This is a genomic window from Aquabacterium sp. (genome assembly GCF_014378415.1).
Taxonomy (GTDB): Bacteria; Pseudomonadota; Gammaproteobacteria; order Burkholderiales; family Burkholderiaceae_C; genus Aquabacterium.
Map to the genome: position 1 here is coordinate 1 of NZ_JACMNS010000031.1, position 16,468 is coordinate 16,468.

At 58.7% G+C, this 16,468-nt stretch carries 18 protein-coding genes and 2 pseudogenes; 13 read left to right on the forward strand and 7 right to left on the reverse strand.

The annotated features are described in order from the left end of the window. From H7225_RS03480 to H7225_RS18310, 3 genes are all read left to right on the forward strand, one after another. Positions 1 to 1,212: hypothetical protein (locus tag H7225_RS03480; RefSeq protein WP_290659398.1), on the forward strand; the 1,212-nt coding region annotated here is incomplete at its 5' end. Beyond that, on the forward strand, positions 1,209 to 5,570 hold the full coding sequence (locus tag H7225_RS03485; RefSeq protein ID WP_290659399.1) for a hypothetical protein: 4,362 nt from the start codon (positions 1,209 to 1,211) through the stop codon (positions 5,568 to 5,570). The genes H7225_RS03480 and H7225_RS03485, both read left to right, overlap by 4 nt. Before the next feature lie 339 nt (positions 5,571 to 5,909). Then, complete coding sequence (locus tag H7225_RS18310; protein ID WP_366481284.1) at positions 5,910 to 6,407, forward strand: ribonuclease H; 498 nt, start codon at positions 5,910 to 5,912, stop codon at positions 6,405 to 6,407. A 45-nt stretch (positions 6,408 to 6,452) separates the two neighbouring features. On the opposite strand, the gene H7225_RS03490 is transcribed toward H7225_RS18310, so the two are convergent. Continuing rightward, entirely contained in the window at positions 6,453 to 7,160 is a 708-nt protein-coding gene (locus H7225_RS03490; RefSeq protein ID WP_290659400.1) for a hypothetical protein, read from the reverse strand. A gap of 247 nt (positions 7,161 to 7,407) precedes the next feature. Here H7225_RS03490 and H7225_RS03495 point away from each other — a divergent pair, with 247 nt between their 5' ends. Continuing rightward, entirely contained in the window at positions 7,408 to 8,004 is a 597-nt protein-coding gene (locus H7225_RS03495) for a recombinase family protein (protein WP_290659424.1), read from the forward strand. Positions 8,005 to 8,427: 423 nt separating this feature from the next. Here H7225_RS03495 and H7225_RS03500 read toward each other — a convergent pair whose 3' ends face one another. Then, positions 8,428 to 8,646, reverse strand: a complete 219-nt coding sequence (locus H7225_RS03500) for a hypothetical protein (protein WP_290659401.1) — start codon at positions 8,644 to 8,646, stop codon at positions 8,428 to 8,430. Between the two features lie 1,140 nt (positions 8,647 to 9,786). On the opposite strand from H7225_RS03500, the gene H7225_RS03505 reads away from it, so the two are divergent. The 3 genes from H7225_RS03505 (at position 9,787) to H7225_RS03515 (ending at position 10,837) form a co-directional block, all read left to right on the forward strand. Then, entirely contained in the window at positions 9,787 to 10,053 is a 267-nt protein-coding gene (locus H7225_RS03505) for an Arm DNA-binding domain-containing protein (protein ID WP_366481285.1), read from the forward strand. A 218-nt stretch (positions 10,054 to 10,271) separates the two neighbouring features. Further along, on the forward strand, positions 10,272 to 10,559 hold the full coding sequence (locus H7225_RS03510) for a CopG family ribbon-helix-helix protein (protein ID WP_290659402.1): 288 nt from the start codon (positions 10,272 to 10,274) through the stop codon (positions 10,557 to 10,559). After that, complete coding sequence (locus tag H7225_RS03515) at positions 10,547 to 10,837, forward strand: type II toxin-antitoxin system RelE/ParE family toxin (RefSeq protein ID WP_290659403.1); 291 nt, start codon at positions 10,547 to 10,549, stop codon at positions 10,835 to 10,837. The genes H7225_RS03510 and H7225_RS03515 overlap by 13 nt, the downstream gene beginning before the upstream one ends. 257 nt (positions 10,838 to 11,094) lie before the next feature. Here H7225_RS03515 and H7225_RS03520 read toward each other — a convergent pair whose 3' ends face one another. Both H7225_RS03520 and H7225_RS03525 read right to left on the reverse strand, forming a co-directional pair. Continuing rightward, positions 11,095 to 11,595 carry a GNAT family N-acetyltransferase gene (locus H7225_RS03520; protein ID WP_290659404.1) on the reverse strand — a complete coding sequence of 167 codons (501 nt, stop codon included), beginning with the start codon at positions 11,593 to 11,595 and terminating at the stop codon, positions 11,095 to 11,097. Then, positions 11,592 to 11,879 (reverse strand): DUF1778 domain-containing protein, encoded by a 288-nt coding sequence (locus H7225_RS03525; RefSeq protein ID WP_290659405.1) that lies wholly within the window; start codon positions 11,877 to 11,879, stop codon positions 11,592 to 11,594. Before H7225_RS03525 ends, H7225_RS03520 begins: the two co-directional genes overlap by 4 nt. Positions 11,880 to 11,994: 115 nt before the next feature. Between H7225_RS03525 and H7225_RS03530 the strand changes: the two genes are divergently transcribed. Beyond that, complete coding sequence (locus H7225_RS03530; protein ID WP_290659406.1) at positions 11,995 to 12,303, forward strand: type II toxin-antitoxin system HigB family toxin; 309 nt, start codon at positions 11,995 to 11,997, stop codon at positions 12,301 to 12,303. A gap of 18 nt (positions 12,304 to 12,321) precedes the next feature. Beyond that, positions 12,322 to 12,672, forward strand: a pseudogene (locus H7225_RS03535) (transcriptional regulator); the annotation flags it as partial. 93 nt (positions 12,673 to 12,765) lie between these two features. Here H7225_RS03535 and H7225_RS03540 read toward each other — a convergent pair. Further along, positions 12,766 to 13,377: a hypothetical protein gene (locus H7225_RS03540; protein WP_290659407.1), complete on the reverse strand. Its 612-nt coding sequence runs from the start codon at positions 13,375 to 13,377 to the stop codon at positions 12,766 to 12,768. Positions 13,378 to 13,414: 37 nt separating this feature from the next. On the opposite strand from H7225_RS03540, the gene H7225_RS03545 reads away from it, so the two are divergent. From H7225_RS03545 to H7225_RS03560, 4 genes and pseudogenes are all read left to right on the forward strand, one after another. Continuing rightward, entirely contained in the window at positions 13,415 to 13,891 is a 477-nt protein-coding gene (locus tag H7225_RS03545) for a MarR family transcriptional regulator (protein ID WP_290659408.1), read from the forward strand. A gap of 128 nt (positions 13,892 to 14,019) precedes the next feature. After that, positions 14,020 to 14,208 (forward strand): annotated as a pseudogene (locus tag H7225_RS03550) (flavin-dependent oxidoreductase); the annotation flags it as partial. Further along, positions 14,205 to 14,669, forward strand: coding sequence for a DUF3237 domain-containing protein (locus H7225_RS03555; protein WP_290659409.1), 465 nt, complete (start codon positions 14,205 to 14,207; stop codon positions 14,667 to 14,669). The pseudogene H7225_RS03550 and the gene H7225_RS03555, both read left to right, overlap by 4 nt. A gap of 17 nt (positions 14,670 to 14,686) precedes the next feature. Beyond that, positions 14,687 to 15,460 carry an alpha/beta hydrolase gene (locus H7225_RS03560; RefSeq protein ID WP_290659410.1) on the forward strand — a complete coding sequence of 258 codons (774 nt, stop codon included), beginning with the start codon at positions 14,687 to 14,689 and terminating at the stop codon, positions 15,458 to 15,460. 24 nt (positions 15,461 to 15,484) lie between these two features. Here H7225_RS03560 and H7225_RS03565 read toward each other — a convergent pair whose 3' ends face one another. Both H7225_RS03565 and H7225_RS03570 read right to left on the reverse strand, forming a co-directional pair. Then, positions 15,485 to 15,730, reverse strand: a complete 246-nt coding sequence (locus H7225_RS03565; RefSeq protein ID WP_290659411.1) for a hypothetical protein — start codon at positions 15,728 to 15,730, stop codon at positions 15,485 to 15,487. 135 nt (positions 15,731 to 15,865) lie between these two features. Continuing rightward, on the reverse strand, positions 15,866 to 16,222 hold the full coding sequence (locus tag H7225_RS03570) for a hypothetical protein (RefSeq protein WP_290659412.1): 357 nt from the start codon (positions 16,220 to 16,222) through the stop codon (positions 15,866 to 15,868). Between the last annotated feature and the right edge of the window lie 246 nt (positions 16,223 to 16,468).

The window sequence follows — 16,468 nt, forward strand, 5'->3', positions numbered from 1 at the left end:
GCGGACTCCTACAAGACGCACCTTGGTTCAGCCTTTGACCAGATCCGTCAGGACTATCACAAGGAACTCAACCAGGACATCACGGGGAAGGCTGAAGCCAACACCATGGAGATGCTCCTAGGGGCTGTCACAGCGAAGACCTCCAAGGGTGTCCCTGTGGACATCACTGACATTGATGGTGTTCGCCAGTCCCTGGGTGCTCATGGTCTGGGCATCCCCAATGGCCGCTTCAATGAATTGACGTTCATGACCTTGAAGGCTTTGGCCAGTGAGGGCAACTATCAGGCCCTGTCGGTGGCCGACCAGAAGCGCCCCGATGGGACACCAGCCCTGTCGTCCATCCCTGAGTACAAGGACCAGATTGCAGCCCTGAAGGTGCATGCCCAGAATGTCTTCTTGACCCGTCAGGACCATGCTGACAAGCAAGTGAAGGCGGACTATGAGAACCGTGTGAACGCTGCCGTGTCTCCTTTGTTCATGCAGGCCCAAGCGGGTGACCTTGAAGGTGCCATGGCGGGCTTCAGTAAGTTGGTGGCAGGCAGCATGTTTGCCCACTCCCCGCTGGACATCGACAAGTACCAGAAGGCCCTTCAGAGCATCAACGACAAGGGCGAGACCCTGGAGCAACGTGAGTTGTTCCTGAAGGCTGCTGAAGCTTCCCGTGTGGGCAACTGGACGGCCTCCAAGATCATCAGCAGTGGTGTGCATCCATCCAAGATTCCTACCTTGTTGACCATGATGGGGGAACGCCTGTCAGAGGAACGCCGGGCCGTCTCGGATGCACGTTCAGATGCACGGGCCGACAGGGCCTTGGCCATCGTCAGGCAACCCGAGTACCGGGCCACCGTCAAGGAGGTCCTGTCATCGGTGCCCGATATGAAACCTGGGTCTGACTTCACGTGCAAGAAAACCGTGGCCCTGCGAGAACTCAAGGCAGACGCTGAAAGGCAACTCCTTTCGTTTGCATCCCAGTACGGCACCGACATGGAAGGCTATCAAAAGGCCGTCATGGCTGTACGTGACAGCACCAAGAAGCGGGCCGATGAAATCGTGACGACTACCAACGTCAAGAACATCCGCCCCGCCAACATCCGCCAGCCCAACAGGAAAGCCTATCTGGCTGCCTATGACGCTGGACAAGTACCCAAAGACCCTAACTCTGTTCAGGAACACCTGGACTACTTCAACGCCATTGAGGCCAACACCAAATGACCGACTTCCAAAGTGATTACTCTGACCTGAGCAAGCTTCGTGGTGCGGCCAAGGCTGATGCCCTGGTGTCCCAGATGCGCCAACAGGTGGCCCTTGAAGAGGCATCCACACAGGCCAAGCCTCCACAGGCTGCACCTTCACGGCCAGCCGCAGCAGTGGCACCTTCAAGCACGCCACAGGTGGCCGCTGGCGATGACCACCGTATTCCCACCATGCAAGACCTGTTGGATGCCCCCGGCAATGCCCTAGACAACCTGATGGGAGTAGCCAAGGGAGCCACCACAATTGGTGCTGGTGGTGCCACAGATACAGGAGCCAGCGTTTGGAACCTGGGTAACGATGCAGTCAAGTACCTGTCTAACAAGCTGTTTGACCACAAGATGCAGGGCATTGAGTTGGAGTCTCGTATCCCACAGCCCGACAGTGCAGCCGGTAAGTTGGCCCGTAGCGTGGTTCAGTTCGCTGTTCCCTACACGGGCACCTTGAAGTTGGTCAAAGCGTTGCCCGTGCTGGCCAAGATGCCCACAGTCATCCAGGCGATGACAGCAGGGGCCGCAGTGGACTATGCCGCCTTCGAGCCTGAAGAGAAGAACGCGGTGAACACTCTCCAGGATGTCTTCCAAGGCAATCCCATCTTGAACAATGCTTACATGGATTACCTCAAGGCAGCCCCTGGAGACAGCCACGCCGAGGGCCGCGCCAAGCAAGCCTTGATTGGTCTTCACCTGGGTGCTGCCACGGATGTCCTGATGGTGTCCATGAAGGCCGCTAAGGGCTTCCTGGGTCCTAAGGCTGCTGAGGTGTGGCAGTCATTGGCCAAGGCCAGGGCACTGGAAGAGGCAACCCCAAAGGCTGCCCCTGTGGTGTCCCCGAGGGTTGCCCAATCAGCACCCACCTTGGCAAGCAACGTGCAAGCCCTGGTGGAACGGCGCACAGGCCCCGTGTCGAAGACCGCCCAGGCCCTGCGAAGGGTTGACACTGAACTGACCTACACCGACCCAGTGAACCAGAAGAAGCTGGACCAATGGGAGAAGGTCATCAGTGAAACTGAAGCCCAGAGGGCAGCCCAAAAGGTTGCCCCTGCTGTGTCGGCCACTGATGATGTGTTATCCGCTACCGTGGACAACACTGGTTCATTCCAGAAGTTCCACCTTGACGGTGAACACCCCCTGATAGGCCACGCTGATGACCCGATGGTGCATGAGCTTGACCACGACACTGCAGAAGCCTTAGGGGTCAAGGGTGCGCCGCCCAGTGAAGCCCAACAGGTGGCCCTTGAGGCCCATGCAAAGCTTCAGGATGCAGCTATCCAGGCCCTGAGAGATGCTGCTGACGTGGCCCCTCGGGGTAAGGTGTTCTCTGATGAGGCCCGCGCTTACCTGCGCTCCTTGTCTGAAGCCCGGGTGGTGTCCCTGAAGGTTGCCCCTGAGGCAGCCGGGCAGGCACTCCTAGCGACTGTACGGACCAAGGATGCCCTGTTAGCCCGCATCACCAAAGCCTTGAACGCTGATGGCACCTTGAACCTCCCTAAGGCGGACCCACAAGGTTCTTCCTCCGGGCTCATCAAGTTGCTTCACAGCCTAGACAAAGGCCAAGTGGCTTCTGCCGTGGGCACTGCTGGTATCACTGCTGCGGGCACTGCGGGTGCCGATGATGGCTCAACCCCCATGAGTAACACCCAAAGTGCTGTCATGGGTGCCCTGGCTGCCTTTGCGGCCTACAAGCTGCACGGTGGGGTGAAGACCTTCATGGCCCGCAAGGGTCTCCAGGCGATACACCCCGTGGCCGAAGAGTTGGCACGCCCAGGTGTGGAAGGCCTCACGGCCCCCACGGGTTCACCTCCTGGCTTCCTTCCAAAGGCCAGTATTGATGCCATGACGGATGCCGCTGTGAGTGGCACCTATCGGGACCTCGCTACCAAGGTAACCCCTGGAGACTTCAACTTCTCCAGGTACAACACTGGGGCCGATGTCAGGAACATGATTGATGCCTTCACGGGTCAGTTCTCCAAGCAGTTCGACGCGAGCAAGCGCGGGGTGGTCTCACTGGCTCAAACCCAGGAGCACGCCAAGGCCCTGGGTGTCTCCATGGACAGCTTCAAGGCCATGCATGAGGGCACCACTAACCTGGATGCCACCGTTGCGGCTCACCGGGCTGTATTCGTGGCCCATGCCCAGCATGTGGTGGAAGTCGCCAAGGTGGCCTCACAGACTGGCACTGATGCATCCATCCTGGCAGCCCGTCAGGCAGTAGCACGGCACGCCACCATCCAGGCTTACATGAAGTCTTCACAAACTGAGATTGCCCGTGCCATGAGCGCGATGCGTATCGTCAGTGGTGAAGGTGACATGGCAGCAAAGGAGATGCACTCGATGGTGGAAGCCCTGGGTGGCAAGGAAGCCAATATGGACTTCATGCGCCGCCTGTCCCAACTGGATGGAGACCCGCAAGCACTCACCGCAGTGGCCCAGAAGTCGGCACTGGCCCGGACCTCCGATGCACTGTTCGAGTCCTTCGTGGGTGGCATCCTGTCAGGACCATCTACCCAGGTGGCTAACGTGGTGGGCAATGCAGCCGTGGCCCTGTGGTCAGGCATCGAGAGGCAGACCGCTGTGGGCTTCAGTAAGTTGGCTGGCCGGGAGGTCGGCGAAGGTGTCACCCAGGCAGAGGTGAACAGTTACCTGAGCGGCATGGTTCAAGGCTTCGGGGCATCTTTACGGGTGTCCTCTGCTGGCCGTGCTGGTATCGCTGAAGCCGCTGGGATGTTCTTCAAGGGCAACCAGGATGCCGCTATGGGCGTGCTTCAACGCAATGCCGATGAGATGGGGGGCTTCTGGGCGGCCCTTCTATCAGGTGAGAGCAAAGCCGAGGGGCACTCGCTGGACCTGTTGGGTTCTGCCAGTTTCAACACCAGGGTGCCCGCCATCAGTTCCCAAGCTTTGCACATGGACAGCGACAGCTATCTAGGCCAAGCAGTGGACTACCTGGGTGCAGCCATACGGACACCTCTACGGCTCCTAGGGGCTGCTGATGATGTGTTCAAGTCGGCGTATTACTACGGTGAGTTGCACGCACAGGCCACCCGTGATGGTCTGCGGCAGGGTCTCAAAGATGATGCCCTGTATGGGCACATTGCCCAGTTCGTGGACACCCCCACCAGGGATGCCCGACAGGTGGCCATCACTGCGGCCAACCAGGGCACCTTCTCAAGTCCTTTAGGGGCCAAGATGAAGTGGGCCACTGAAATGCAAAGAAACCTACCGTTGGCCCGTTGGGTGTTGCCCATCATCAAGACCCCCATGAATGTGGTGGCCTATGTGGGTGAACGAACACCTGGGCTTCGTGGCTACAGTGATGCCGTCAAGGCTGACCTTCAGGCCGGTGGTGCCCGCGCTGACATTGCCAATGCCCGTGTGGCTGCTGCCTCTATGTTGTACCTCTCTGGGTTCGCCTTGGCGGAAGCTGGGCTGTTCACAGGAGGTGGTGACACCAAGCAGCAGGCTGAAAACCTTTCAGGGCCCAGCCAGTACAGCCTGAAGGTTGGGGAGGGTGAGTACATTGCCTTGAACCGAATGGCACCCTTGGGGATGTTCCTGGGCTTGGCCGCTGATATGCACGACTTGAAGGACCACTGGAGTGAACACGAGGCCCCGGCCTTGATGGGTGCTGCCATCCTGGCCTTGAGTCGAAACATCACCAGTCAGACCATGACAGCCGGTATGTCAGACCTTGTGGATGCGCTCAATCAGGCACAACGAGGTAACACCGACAAGTTGTCTCAATGGGGCAATGGTCTGACCTCTTCGGTGTTGACACCTTTCAGTTCACTGTTCCGTACCCTGGCCCGTGAGGACGACCCCTACGCCAAGGAGGTGTGGGACTTGGCTGATGCCTTCAAGGCAAAGCTCCCTGGGTACTCCATGGATGTTTACAACAAGGTGGATGCCCTGGGCAACGATGTGAAAGCCCGTACAGGTGCCTTTCCCATCTCCAGGGACAGCGAAGACCCAGCAGCCCGTGAGTTACGACGCCTGAACCTGGACCTGACAAGGCCACCTAAGGCACTTCGTGTGGCCGATGGGATGCCCGCTGTGGACCTGACACCTAAGCAGTACAACAGGTTATTGAAGCTCCAAGGGGGCCTCTTCAAGACAGCCCTGACCGACACCATCAGTCAAGCTGAATGGAAGGATGTCCCCGAGGGAAGGGGCACTGGTGATGGCTACAAGTCCCAGAAGGATTTGATCATCAAGATGCTTCACCAGGACACCCGTAAGGCAGCCACAAGCCAGCTTTATGAAGAGTTCCCTGAGTTGCAAACCAAGATGCAAATGGTCATGGAAGGGCGTCCCAACTGAGCCCGGTAAGTCGTCATTGAAACGCCAGTGAGGTGCTACTGATTGAGCACCCGTGGGGCCCTGAAAGGGGTCCCCCAAATTTCTAGCAAAACTGTCAGAGGGTATCCCTCTAAGCGCCCGCGCAAGTTCCCCCCGTGGGGGCCCTGGGCTCTTGGATTTCTGGGCCCGTCAGGTTCTCCATAAGGGGCACTGACAGAGCGCCCACAGGCCACGGCAAACCACTGGGGGAACCCTCTCCCACAAGGCACCCCACTGTGATAGCTGGAAGACCCCTTTGGATACGTCCAGGAGGCCTTCCAGTTCTCATCATTCATCAACCCATCATCAACACCCCACACCATGGCAACAACCAACAAGGCCCCAAGCAGGCGGCCCACCAGCGTGACCCCTGACAAATCCTTGCCGGTCTTCATCTATGCCAATGGGGTGTCCAAGGGCAACCCTGGCAAGGGTGGCTGGGCGTGTGTCCTCTACAGAGGTGCGGACTTCATGGAGACCAAGGGGGCAGTCCAGCAAGTCACCAGTAAGCGGGTTGACCTGTTGGCAGTCGTCAAGGGTCTTGAACGTCTAGCGGTGCCTGAGGTTGTCTCAGTGTTCACAGACTCCAACTATCTCCAGTTGGCTATAACCAGTTGGATGCCCGCGTGGGCCTCAAGAGGCTGGAAGCTGTCCAATGGTGGTGACCCTGAATACCTTGATCTATGGAAGCGTCTGTGGGCCCAGACTCACCGGCATTCTGTGGCGTGGCACTGGGGGCACGGCCTTGGAGCCTTCCCAGGCAACAGGCGGGCCATTGCGTTGGCCCATGGCATGGCTATGGGTTGCACGTTGGGGTGAATCACCGGGCTAAATTTGGGCCTTCTTCGTTTGGGTGTCCCGCGACTAAAAGCTGTCTTTGTATTGTTCTGGTTGAAAAACCTTGTCTACCTTTGAGTGGCTTTTAAGTTGACCCAGGGCCTTCAGCCAGACAATAACGGCAATGTTCCTGAAGCGATAAAACTCAAGTAGGTCACTGCCACCGCCCTCAGCCTCGTACCGCTCTATCGTCCACGCCAGCGCGTTAAGTTCCAGTCCCAGTGTTGTGACTAACGGCCCTATGTCGGCCATGAGATGGGTAAACACCTCGCCGAAGTACTCATCGCTTTCCTTCTCAGACCTCTTTAACGCGGCAGTACCAAAGGTTTGAATGTGATTAAACAAAGTCAGGTTTGTTTCTACCATTCCTTGAGTCGCCTTCAGTCGGTGCAAAGTAGGGGAGCTTCTGAGAAGGCTATCAATCGTCGTAGATACGCTGCTCATCAAGCCTTGCAGTTCATCAAGGCGGCTTCGACTACGCGCCTCATCTAGCTGGCGGGCCTGTAAAACAATTGTCACGATCAAGCCACTAAACGCGAGGAACGACAGCATAGGGTTCAGCATCCCCCCAACGTAGTCACCGAACTGGCCCCACACGTCTCTTTCGCTCGAAAGAGTGAACCAGTTCCCGGGCGCGAACTTATAGAAATAAAGTCCCATCACCGACCAAGCCTGAGCAACGCCCAGCCAAAGCAGAACCTTGAGTTTTCCGCTCATCGTCTTTGCAAGTGTCATGCTCTTGTCCTCCCAAAACCAAGCATGGTATCCAATGCTGATGTGTCGGCCTGGGGTACACCCAAAAGACACATTGAGCCCTGACAGGTCTTCCCCTGGCCGATGTGTCTGGTTAGGGTGTCAATCTTATTTGTTGACACATCCTTGAAGTGCATCTAGACTCTATTCTTACACATCAACAGCAGTCAGGGAACCGAGCGTGAACACCACAGCAGCCAAGAAGGCCACCAACAATAAGCCCCCAGCAGTGAAGCCACCCGAGGCAACTGCCAGCACCTACAGGGGTCAACGGGTGGGTTATCTGCGGGTGTCATCCACCGACCAGACCACAGCACGGCAACTTGATGGGATGGCCCTGGATGCCACCTTTGAAGACAAGGTAAGTGGTGCCACTGCTGATAGGCCACAGCTACAGGCAGCCCTCAAGCATTGCCGCAAGGGTGACACCTTGGTTGTCCACTCAATGGACCGCTTGGCCCGCAACCTGACCGACCTGAAGGGCATCATTGAGAGCCTGACAGGGCGGGGTGTGACTGTGGAGTTCATCAAGGAAAGGCAAACCTTCAGGCCCGACCAGGAAGACCCAATGGCTACCCTGATGCTTCACCTGTTGGGTGCCGTTGCCCAGTTTGAGCGGGACCTCATCAAGGACCGTCAACGGGAAGGCATCGCCATCGCAAAGGCCAAGGGTGTCTATAAGGGCAGGGCACCGAAGCTGTCACCTGAGAAGGCCCAGGAGTTGCGCGCTAAGGATGTAGCCAACGGGGGCAGGGGAAGGGCTGGCCTCGCTAGGGAGTTCGGCATCAGTCGGGAGACCCTGTACCAGTACCTGAGTGTGGCCTGAAGGGGCTTGGCAGGCACCTCTGGGTGGGCATCATGGGCCGATACCCTGCCATGTCAGTGGTCACTCACATTGAGTGCCTGTCTCTTGTTATCTATCCCCTTTCGTGCCCCCTTCAGGTCAACCCAACGGGACACCTTCCAGGTCCTTCCAATGGACTATCCATGGGCTCAAGGCTGTCTTTCGGGTGACACCTTCAGGAACCACTCTACGGTTCCAACCACCACTTGAAGGAACACCAGCATGAAGCCCGCGCCTCATAAGTCCTTTTTGTCCTGGCTACTGGATGAATGGGCGGTGGACATTTGGGCCGCTGGGGTCCTCGCGGCCAGCCTAGGGGTGATGTGGGTTCGGGGGTAGTTGGCGGGCCTGCTATCTGTCCCTTTGGCGGGGTGGACCCTTGGCAATGCCGGTAGGTCCAGTCCATCATGGGACCAGCTGACTTGGGGGCTTGGAGGCCTTCTTGATGCACGTACCTGTGGCTTCTTCATAGGAGCCACCAGCACGGACACATTCCCGAGCTTCGCTATGGTGGCCTATCAGCGGCATCACAAAGATGGCCACCAATCCCACCACGATAGGAGCCCCCAGCAGAACAGGCAAGAGCCAGCCTTCTGTTTTGAAGTGTCGATTGGTCGTGCTCATGAGTGGAGTTCCGTCACCACCACCGAACCCACCCCACAAGGCGCTTCCACCAGTAGTCCCCGTACTTCACCTGATACCAAGCACCAAGGCAGGCACCAAGGCAAGCCATCACCAGTGGGAGGAATCCATCGGAGTGTCTGAAGAGGCGAAGGCTTAGGTAGCCAACAATGATGAAGCCCAGCAGCGCACCGCCGACAGCAGCACCCCAGCGTTCATAGGGGTCTGGACGCTCATCAAAAGTTATCCGCCCTGGCGGCACGTCATCATCCATTGAGGGGCTCCCTTTGGCGTTATGTGGTGGTTCATATGATGCCAGAGTGGGGACTCCAAAGGGGCTTCACAAGTGCCCCAAAGTACTGTACAAATACACAGTATGAAAACGCCACCTAGAGACCAATGGATAGAGCAATGCGCGAAGCGCCTTATGGAGCTTCAACCCGTGTTGCGCCCCCGTGTTGCCACCCTGGCCGCTAAGGACCTTTGGGAGGAAGAACAGGGGGTGATTCCACCTGAGAGAAGGGCAGATATTGAGGTTTACTCATGGGGTCATCACACCAGGATTGAGCATGTGCGGGCCCCTACAGGGCTCCCTCAGGGCACCAGAAGGGCCCAGACTGGGTTCATCTCAAGGGACTGGTGTGTGGACCTCGCCTTGGTGTTGGCCATCATGGGGGTCTTGGTGTTCCCCTGGTGATTTTTGGGCCAACTCTTCACCCTCGGGCACCTGGGCCAGCTTGATTAAACGAGCCCCTAGGATTCGAATCCCTGTTTGTCCTTCATGCCTGCCTATGAAGTAGACCTCCCGGTGCTCCGGCTCCATCCCTGGGTTTTGGTTTGCGGTAGACTGAAAACCTACGAACCCTGGCTATGTACTTAGGCGCCTGTTAGTGTTCTGTAAGTTGTTGATTGGTAAGGATTTTGTGTGTTCTATCACACCTCCCGCCCTCTCCGCCAGAATCAGGTTTCACAGCGTCCCAAAAAGACCCCAGTTACCACGCAAAAGCCCCGTAAGTCATTGAACTCGCGGGGCTTTTCGCGTTTTGCCGTCCCATGTCGTCCTTTGACAGCCCGGGCAAATTGGGGGACTATTTTGGGGACTTATCCGCAGTCCCTCAGCGGTGCCAGCCAAAAGTCCCCCACATGCCTTTGACCGACGCCACTTGCAAGAATGCGCGTTGCCCTGAAGGCAAGGCCCGTGAACGCTACGCCGACAGCGGCGGCCTCTACCTGGAGGCTTTGCCCGCTGGGGGCAAGCATTGGCGCTGGAAGTACCGCATCGGCGGCAAAGAAAAGCGCTTGGCCATTGGCACCTATCCGGCGGTCACGCTGGCACAGGCCCGCCAAGCCCGTGACGATGCCCGCAAGAAGCTGCTAGAGGGCGTGGACTGTTGGTCTATGTGGACTTGAGCACCAGCAGGTCGCCACGGTCGGCCCATCCTGGCTGGATCTTGATGCTTTCCTCGCGGCGCAGGCCAAAAGCCTCTTGAGGCCGCCATGACATTGCCGTGTATGGATCTGGCACCTTGTCCAGCTTGTCGGACGCATGATTAGCCGTAGTCGTCTACTTGCCTGTTGACGCTTGATGTGCTAAGGTATTACCTAGTAATACCAAGGGGTGTAGGATCATGGCGGCAACAGTTCGGCCCGTGTCTATCAAGATCGATGACGACATCAAGGCGCGCGTCACACGTCTGGCCGAAGCTCGGCACCGCACCCCACATTGGCTGATGCGTGAAGCGATCAGCCAATACGTTGAGCGCGAAGAGAAGCTCGAGGCCTTCCGCCAAGACGGCATTCACGCGTGGGAGCAATACCAGCGCACCGGCTTGCATGTGACGGCCGTAGAGGCCGATGCCTGGCTTGGCCAGCTTGAGGACGGCGACGACATTTCCCCTCCTGAATGTCACGTCTGATCTGGTCCCCGCAAGCGCTACTTGATGTCCAGCGTCTCTATCGCTTCCTGGCCAGCAAGAACATCGACGCCGCCAAGCGTGCGGTCAAGTCCATCCGGCAGGGTGTCAAGGTGCTGGGCCAACAACCTGGAGTCGGCAGGCCTGTTGAAGACATGGAGCCAGAATATCGCGAGTGGCTGATTGATTTCGGCGATAGCGGCTATGTCGCCATGTACCGCATTGATGGCGCTGATGTCGTCATCTTGGCCGTGCGTCATCAGCGGGAAGTCGGCTACTGATCGGACGAGTTCACGGGATTCGAATCGGAAACGAGGAGGATCCACCCGCAGCGTCCCCCCTGGAGGCCGATGTGTTCCCGGCGCTGGGCAATAAACCGATTGCCGACATCACGGCGCTACAACATTGGCAATGGCCCCGCCTGTGTTCACGTCGTGGTCACTCGTGAGCGTGAATTGAATTTTGCAGGGCCGACTGGTTAACATCGCCACGGCCTTGGGCCAGCGGGTCAACTTTGGCTTGGTGGCCGTTTAAAGGTTCAACCCTTCTTTGCCAGGGTGGCGATGGGCAGCACCAGTGTCAACGGATTGCTGCTCAACGCCGTGAAGCCATGGTGTTGAAAGAACGCCGCCGCGATGTCATCTTTGGCATCAACTACCAGCGCGAAGACGCCCATGCCTGCTTGCATGGCGCGCTGCCCGGCGTCCCATAACAAGGCTGCGCCGAGTTGCCTCTTTTGGAAGTTCAAGCTTACCGCCAGGCGCCCAAGGCGTGCCACAGGCACAAGGGGGTAGCGAGGCAACTTCTTCGCCATCTGTTCGGTCACATCGGTCAGTTGCACGCTGCCAGCCGCCAGCGTGTAGTACCCGGCGATGGCACCTGTCGTGGAGTCGATGGCGACGTAGCAAACGCTGGTGCGGCGACGCATGTCTTGCGAGGCTTGCTCACGCAGGTACCGGTCGAGCGGATCACTGCCACACGCAAAACCAGAACGATCGTGCTCGGGTGCAAGCACCTCAATCCGGAACGTTCCCGTCACGGTTTAGAGGCGATCAGCTTTTGATGCGCTTGCGCTGCGCGCTTCATGGCTGGCGCCAGGGCAGGGGGATCCAGCAGCAGCGATGCAAAGCGCTGTTGCTCATCCATGGACAGGCGGATGATTTGCGCTTGCTCAATGGTGCGGCGAGCGGCTTCCTGGGCGGCGCTGACCAGGAAGTCACTCAGGCTGCGGCCTTCGATTTCAGCCGCGCGGCGGACGATGGCCAGCACATCGGGGGCGATGCGGGCTTCAACACGGGTGGTGCGGCTGTTATCGGTGGGCATGGCAAACCTCTCTTTCCCGGGGAATGTACGGTATTCCGGCGTACAAAATCAAGTGAGACCTCAGGCGGACACCCGCACTCTTGCGCTAGTCCCAAAATGGGACTAAAATCTGCCCATGCGAGTGATTGCCGTTTCCACCCTGAAGACCTTCTGGGAAAACCCGGATCACCAAGATGCCGAACAGGCGCTGAAGGCCTGGTTTGCCGAAGCCAGCAAGGCCAGCTGGCAGCAACCATCCGACATCAAGGCCCAGTACAGCAATGCCAGCATTTTGAAGGGGCGTCGCGTGGTGTTCAACATCAAAGGCAATGACTATAGGCTGGTTGTAGCGGTCTCGTACAAGCTGCAACTGGTCTATGTCAAGTTCATTGGCACGCACAAGGCGTATGACGCGATAGGCGCTGAAACCGTAGAACTGGCTTGATGGCCACGGAGGTTCACCATGGAAATTCGACCGATTCACACCAACGATGACTACCGGGGCGCTTTGCAGGAGATTGCAGCGCTGATGGATCTTGATCCAGACCTGGGTACGCCTGACGGGGATCGTCTGGATGTGCTTGCCACGCTGGTTCAGGCCTATGAAGCGAGGCATTTCCCCATCTCGGCGCCTGATCCCATTGAGGCGATCAAGTTCCGGCTTGAGCAAGGCGGTCTGTCCGTGAAAGACCTGGAGCCGATGATTGGGCGCAGCAACCGTGTGTACGAGGTGCTGGCTCGCAGCCGCCCTTTGACGCTCACGATGATCCGGCGGCTCCACAAAGGCTTGGGCATTCCGGCTGAGGTGCTCATTGCTGACCCTGGAAAAGGGCCCGGGGTACCAAGTCGGGCTGCTGTTTCGGCGAACAGCGCGCCACGGTCGGCATCGCTGGCAGAGATCACCTCGTCATAGGCGGGGTTCATCTTGGCCCTTCTTTGGGTGTAGCGGCATGGCCAGATCGAAGTCGGGCATGGTGCGCAGGAAGTCTTGCATCCACCCGGGCATGGCGCTGAAACCCTGTGCCAAATCGGCGCGAATGGAGGTCCCATGCTGGGCGCCGTCAGTTTGAATTCGATGGGTCAGGCTGTTGATGATCGGCCCGTCATACAGACCACGGTCAATGCGGCGCAGGTGGCCGCTGGCGACCATGCGCTGCAAGGTCTTGCCGATCACATCGCGGTTGCCAAGCTGCGCAAAGTCGCCAGGCACCCAGACGTGTCCGGGCCCGGCCACGCTGATGAGCGCTGAAATGTGGTCGCTTGTCGATGACATGGACATGGCGACCGTCCGTATGTTGTTCGCAAATTTCGGACGTGTCATGCGAACAATTTTGCTTGTCTTGCAGGTGCGACTCGGTCGGGGGGCTTCGATCGACGCCTTGATCCAGCCATGCCTGGAGCCTAAGCCGCCCGGGAGCTCGGCGGCGTGATCCCTGGTGGATGCACACGGATGGCTTTTCTGCCTTTTCAGGGGCCTGGTTTTGGCGGTCACAATGGTGGATTGGGTCTTCTCAAGCATTGCTTTGAGTTTGCGGACCGCCAACCTTGGAAAGCTCATGACGCGTCAGATTCCCCCATCTGAAGGCTCCTTCAACCCGCATGTGCCGGGCATCGACTACGGCGTGCTCGACTCGCTGGTCGGCTATGGTGTGCGCCGCGCGCAGATCGCGATCTACAACGATTTCCTGCCCGCGCTTGAAGCCTGGAACATCACGCCTCCGCGTTTTTCAGCCATGGTGATCATTCACCACAACAAAGGCCTGAAGCTCACTGAGCTGGCGCAGGTGCTGGGCATTGCCCGCTCGGGGGTGGTCGCCTTGGCCGACACCTTGAGCGAGATGGGTTACGTTGAGCACCTGGAAGTACCTGGCGACCGCCGGGCCTATGGCCTGGCATTGACGGCACTGGGCCGCAAAGACCTGCGCCGGATCGAGCAGGCCGTGCTCACACAGGACCAGCGTGTTGCTCACCGCTTGACGGTCGAGGAACGCCAGCAACTGCTGACGCTCCTCGACAAGCTGTCTCCTACTTGAACCGTCGCCTCAAAGGCCCAGCGCCTTGAGCCGGTTCGCCTGCCCCAGACAGAACTGCACCGGGTCGGGCGCGCCCTTGCCGATCAGGCCAAAACCGTGGTTCATCATCGTGGATGTGGTGCCAGGTGGAGTACGAGGCCGATCGCTTGCCCAAGACCGCCGCCATCGTGCTGCGCCACCGGCTCAATGGGCCCGAGCAGGTCATGCAGATGGCGCATGAACGCGCACCGCAAGGCATTGCGCAAGGCTACAAGCGTGTCGCCGGTTTTGACCAGCCGAACTTGAAGGCAGCACCCGCTGCCGCCGGTGCGCGATGAGCCTTGCCGCCCCAACCCTTGAACGCATTGTCGATTGCGTGTTCCAAGTTGCCGCGCCGATGGACATTGGTGAAACGCCCTTGGGCAGGCGCCGCATCATCCCCATCACGTCGGGTTCGATGAATGGCCCCGTGCTGCATGGCCATGTGCTGCCGGGTGGCGCCGATTTTCAGTTGTTGACATCGGCCACGCAATCGTTCATCCAAGCACGCTACATTCTGCAGAGGCTGAAAGGCGAGCAGATTTTCATTGAGAACATCGGCATGCGCGTGGCCGCGCCCGAGGTGATCGAGCAGATCAACCAGGGTCGTCAGGTCGATCCGGCCCTGGTCTATTTCCGCACCACGCTACGTTTCGAGACGGCCTCTCCCCGCCTGAGGTGGATGATGGAGTCGGTGTTCGTTGGCACCGGCGCCCGTTACCCTGGCCGCGTTGAACTGAGCTTTTTCCGTGTCACTTGAACGCAAAGGATCGCCCCATGTGGCACTGTGAAGAACGAGGTGAAGGACGCCCGCTGGTCTTGTTGCATGGCATTGGCATGTCCAGCTTTGCCTGGGCGCCGGTGATGAATTTGCTGGCCCGCGAAAGGCGCGTGCTGGCATTCAACACCGCTGGCTTTGGCAAGACCCCGCCACTGCCTGATGGCGTTCTGCCCACCGTGCCGAACCTGGTGAAAGCCTTGCTCGACTCGCAGGAGGCCAAAGGCATCCACGATCCATTTGATGTGGCCGGCAACTCGATGGGCGGTTGTATGGCGCTGGAAGTGGCCAAGCAGGGCAGGGCGCGATCGGTGGTGGCCATCTCGCCGGCAGGCCTGTGGAAAGGCCACCCTTCATCGCTGATCCAGCATTTCTTTGGGTTCATGCGCGCGTCCACTCGTTGGTCGCCGGGTGGGGTGAAGCTGGCCATGAAATCGGCGCTGTTGCGCGAGCTGTTGCTGTCGTTGCCCATCTCTTTTGGCAGCCGCCGGATGACGCCCGCTGATGCGTTTCGCGCGGCGACCGAGTTCGCCTTTGCGCCGGGCTTTGATGCCACGATTGACAACGCCGGGGCTTTCGACGGAGGGGAGTCCATCGCCTGCCCATTAACGGTGGCGTTTGGCACGCGAGATTGGTTGTTGACCGCCATTGCCCAGCACCGCGATCAATTGCCGCCAAGTGCCACCTGGGTTCGGCCCGCCAAGTGGGGGCATGTGCCCATGTGGGTTGATCCGCAAGGGGTGGCTCGGCTGATCCTGGACGGCACGGTGTGACGCACCGGGGATCGAGCTGCTAAGTCAACGGGGCGCAGGGTGTTCCTGCCCTAGCGCTGGTGCGGGATTCGCCTCCAGCACCAGCCGCACCACGAAGGTTTGCTCAACCCGGTCCAGGGCTTTGCTCAGGCGTTGCATGGCCGCTTGGTAGCGGGCCGGTTGACTTGGGCCATTTGGACAGTGGTCCAGGCGTTCAAGGATTCGGCCGAGCAGGTGAACGGCCGTCAAGTGGGCGAGGGGCGCGGTTGGGGTTTGGCGCAAGGCATTCATGGTTTCCTTTCCACAGCTTGGGACCATCGTCCGGCGGGCTGTCAAAGTTAGGTCCAACACAAACCAATGTAGGCCTTGCCCTTGCCGTGCGTTGTCAGACCACAGTCAAATGAAGTGTCGGATAGAACTGACACATCAAGACTGGGTGCCTCCACCCAGGCCCATGGGTGGGTGACTGTCCAGCCATTTCGCCAAGTCAACCCGGCGGCCACTGCGGATGTCGATGGCTTCAACGATCCGGCTGATGCGCAGAATGATGTCTTGCTCATCGGCTTCGCGACGCACGGTGACGCTGCGCAAGCCCGGATGAACCGAGATCACGCGCACCGTGGTGTTTTGCAGAACACCATTGGTGTCAATGTGCATGACAGCCCAGTATTGGTCGCTTGCTTGCTGAGCATCGTGGTCTTGATGATGAAAGATGGCTCGGCCAATGCCTGTCAGATATGCCAGCAAGCCAGTGCTGGAGGTCGCCGTTTTGTGAGGCTTCATGTCGCGCTCCTGGCTGTCTTGGTGAGTTTCAAGATAGTGGATGGCGCGCCATGCCAAACCAGCAGGCTGGGACCACTTTGTCTTGTGGGTCATGTCCTACGCATGGCTGAAGGGTGGGAGCCTGGCACGTGCATTGCCATTGAAAGGCACCTCACCCAATTGCCCGAAAGGCTCAGCGATGAAAACGGTGCAAACTCAGTTCGTCAAGCCATCCCCGCGGTCTTTTCTGGAGCGGGCTGTGGAATG

Coding starts and splice junctions, on each gene's coding strand:
- H7225_RS03555 (WP_290659409.1), top strand. CDS start 14,205: ATGAGCCTTGCCGCCCCAACCCTTGAACGCATTGTCGATTGCGTGTTC.
- H7225_RS03510 (WP_290659402.1), top strand. CDS start 10,272: ATGGCGGCAACAGTTCGGCCCGTGTCTATCAAGATCGATGACGACATC.
- H7225_RS03485 (WP_290659399.1), top strand. CDS start 1,209: ATGACCGACTTCCAAAGTGATTACTCTGACCTGAGCAAGCTTCGTGGT.
- H7225_RS03560 (WP_290659410.1), top strand. CDS start 14,687: ATGTGGCACTGTGAAGAACGAGGTGAAGGACGCCCGCTGGTCTTGTTG.
- H7225_RS03515 (WP_290659403.1), top strand. CDS start 10,547: ATGTCACGTCTGATCTGGTCCCCGCAAGCGCTACTTGATGTCCAGCGT.
- H7225_RS03505 (WP_366481285.1), top strand. CDS start 9,787: ATGCCTTTGACCGACGCCACTTGCAAGAATGCGCGTTGCCCTGAAGGC.
- H7225_RS03545 (WP_290659408.1), top strand. CDS start 13,415: ATGACGCGTCAGATTCCCCCATCTGAAGGCTCCTTCAACCCGCATGTG.
- H7225_RS18310 (WP_366481284.1), top strand. CDS start 5,910: ATGGCAACAACCAACAAGGCCCCAAGCAGGCGGCCCACCAGCGTGACC.
- H7225_RS03500 (WP_290659401.1), bottom strand. CDS start 8,646: ATGAGCACGACCAATCGACACTTCAAAACAGAAGGCTGGCTCTTGCCT.
- H7225_RS03525 (WP_290659405.1), bottom strand. CDS start 11,879: ATGCCCACCGATAACAGCCGCACCACCCGTGTTGAAGCCCGCATCGCC.
- H7225_RS03540 (WP_290659407.1), bottom strand. CDS start 13,377: ATGCTTGAGAAGACCCAATCCACCATTGTGACCGCCAAAACCAGGCCC.
- H7225_RS03565 (WP_290659411.1), bottom strand. CDS start 15,730: ATGAATGCCTTGCGCCAAACCCCAACCGCGCCCCTCGCCCACTTGACG.
- H7225_RS03530 (WP_290659406.1), top strand. CDS start 11,995: ATGCGAGTGATTGCCGTTTCCACCCTGAAGACCTTCTGGGAAAACCCG.
- H7225_RS03570 (WP_290659412.1), bottom strand. CDS start 16,222: ATGAAGCCTCACAAAACGGCGACCTCCAGCACTGGCTTGCTGGCATAT.
- H7225_RS03490 (WP_290659400.1), bottom strand. CDS start 7,160: ATGACACTTGCAAAGACGATGAGCGGAAAACTCAAGGTTCTGCTTTGG.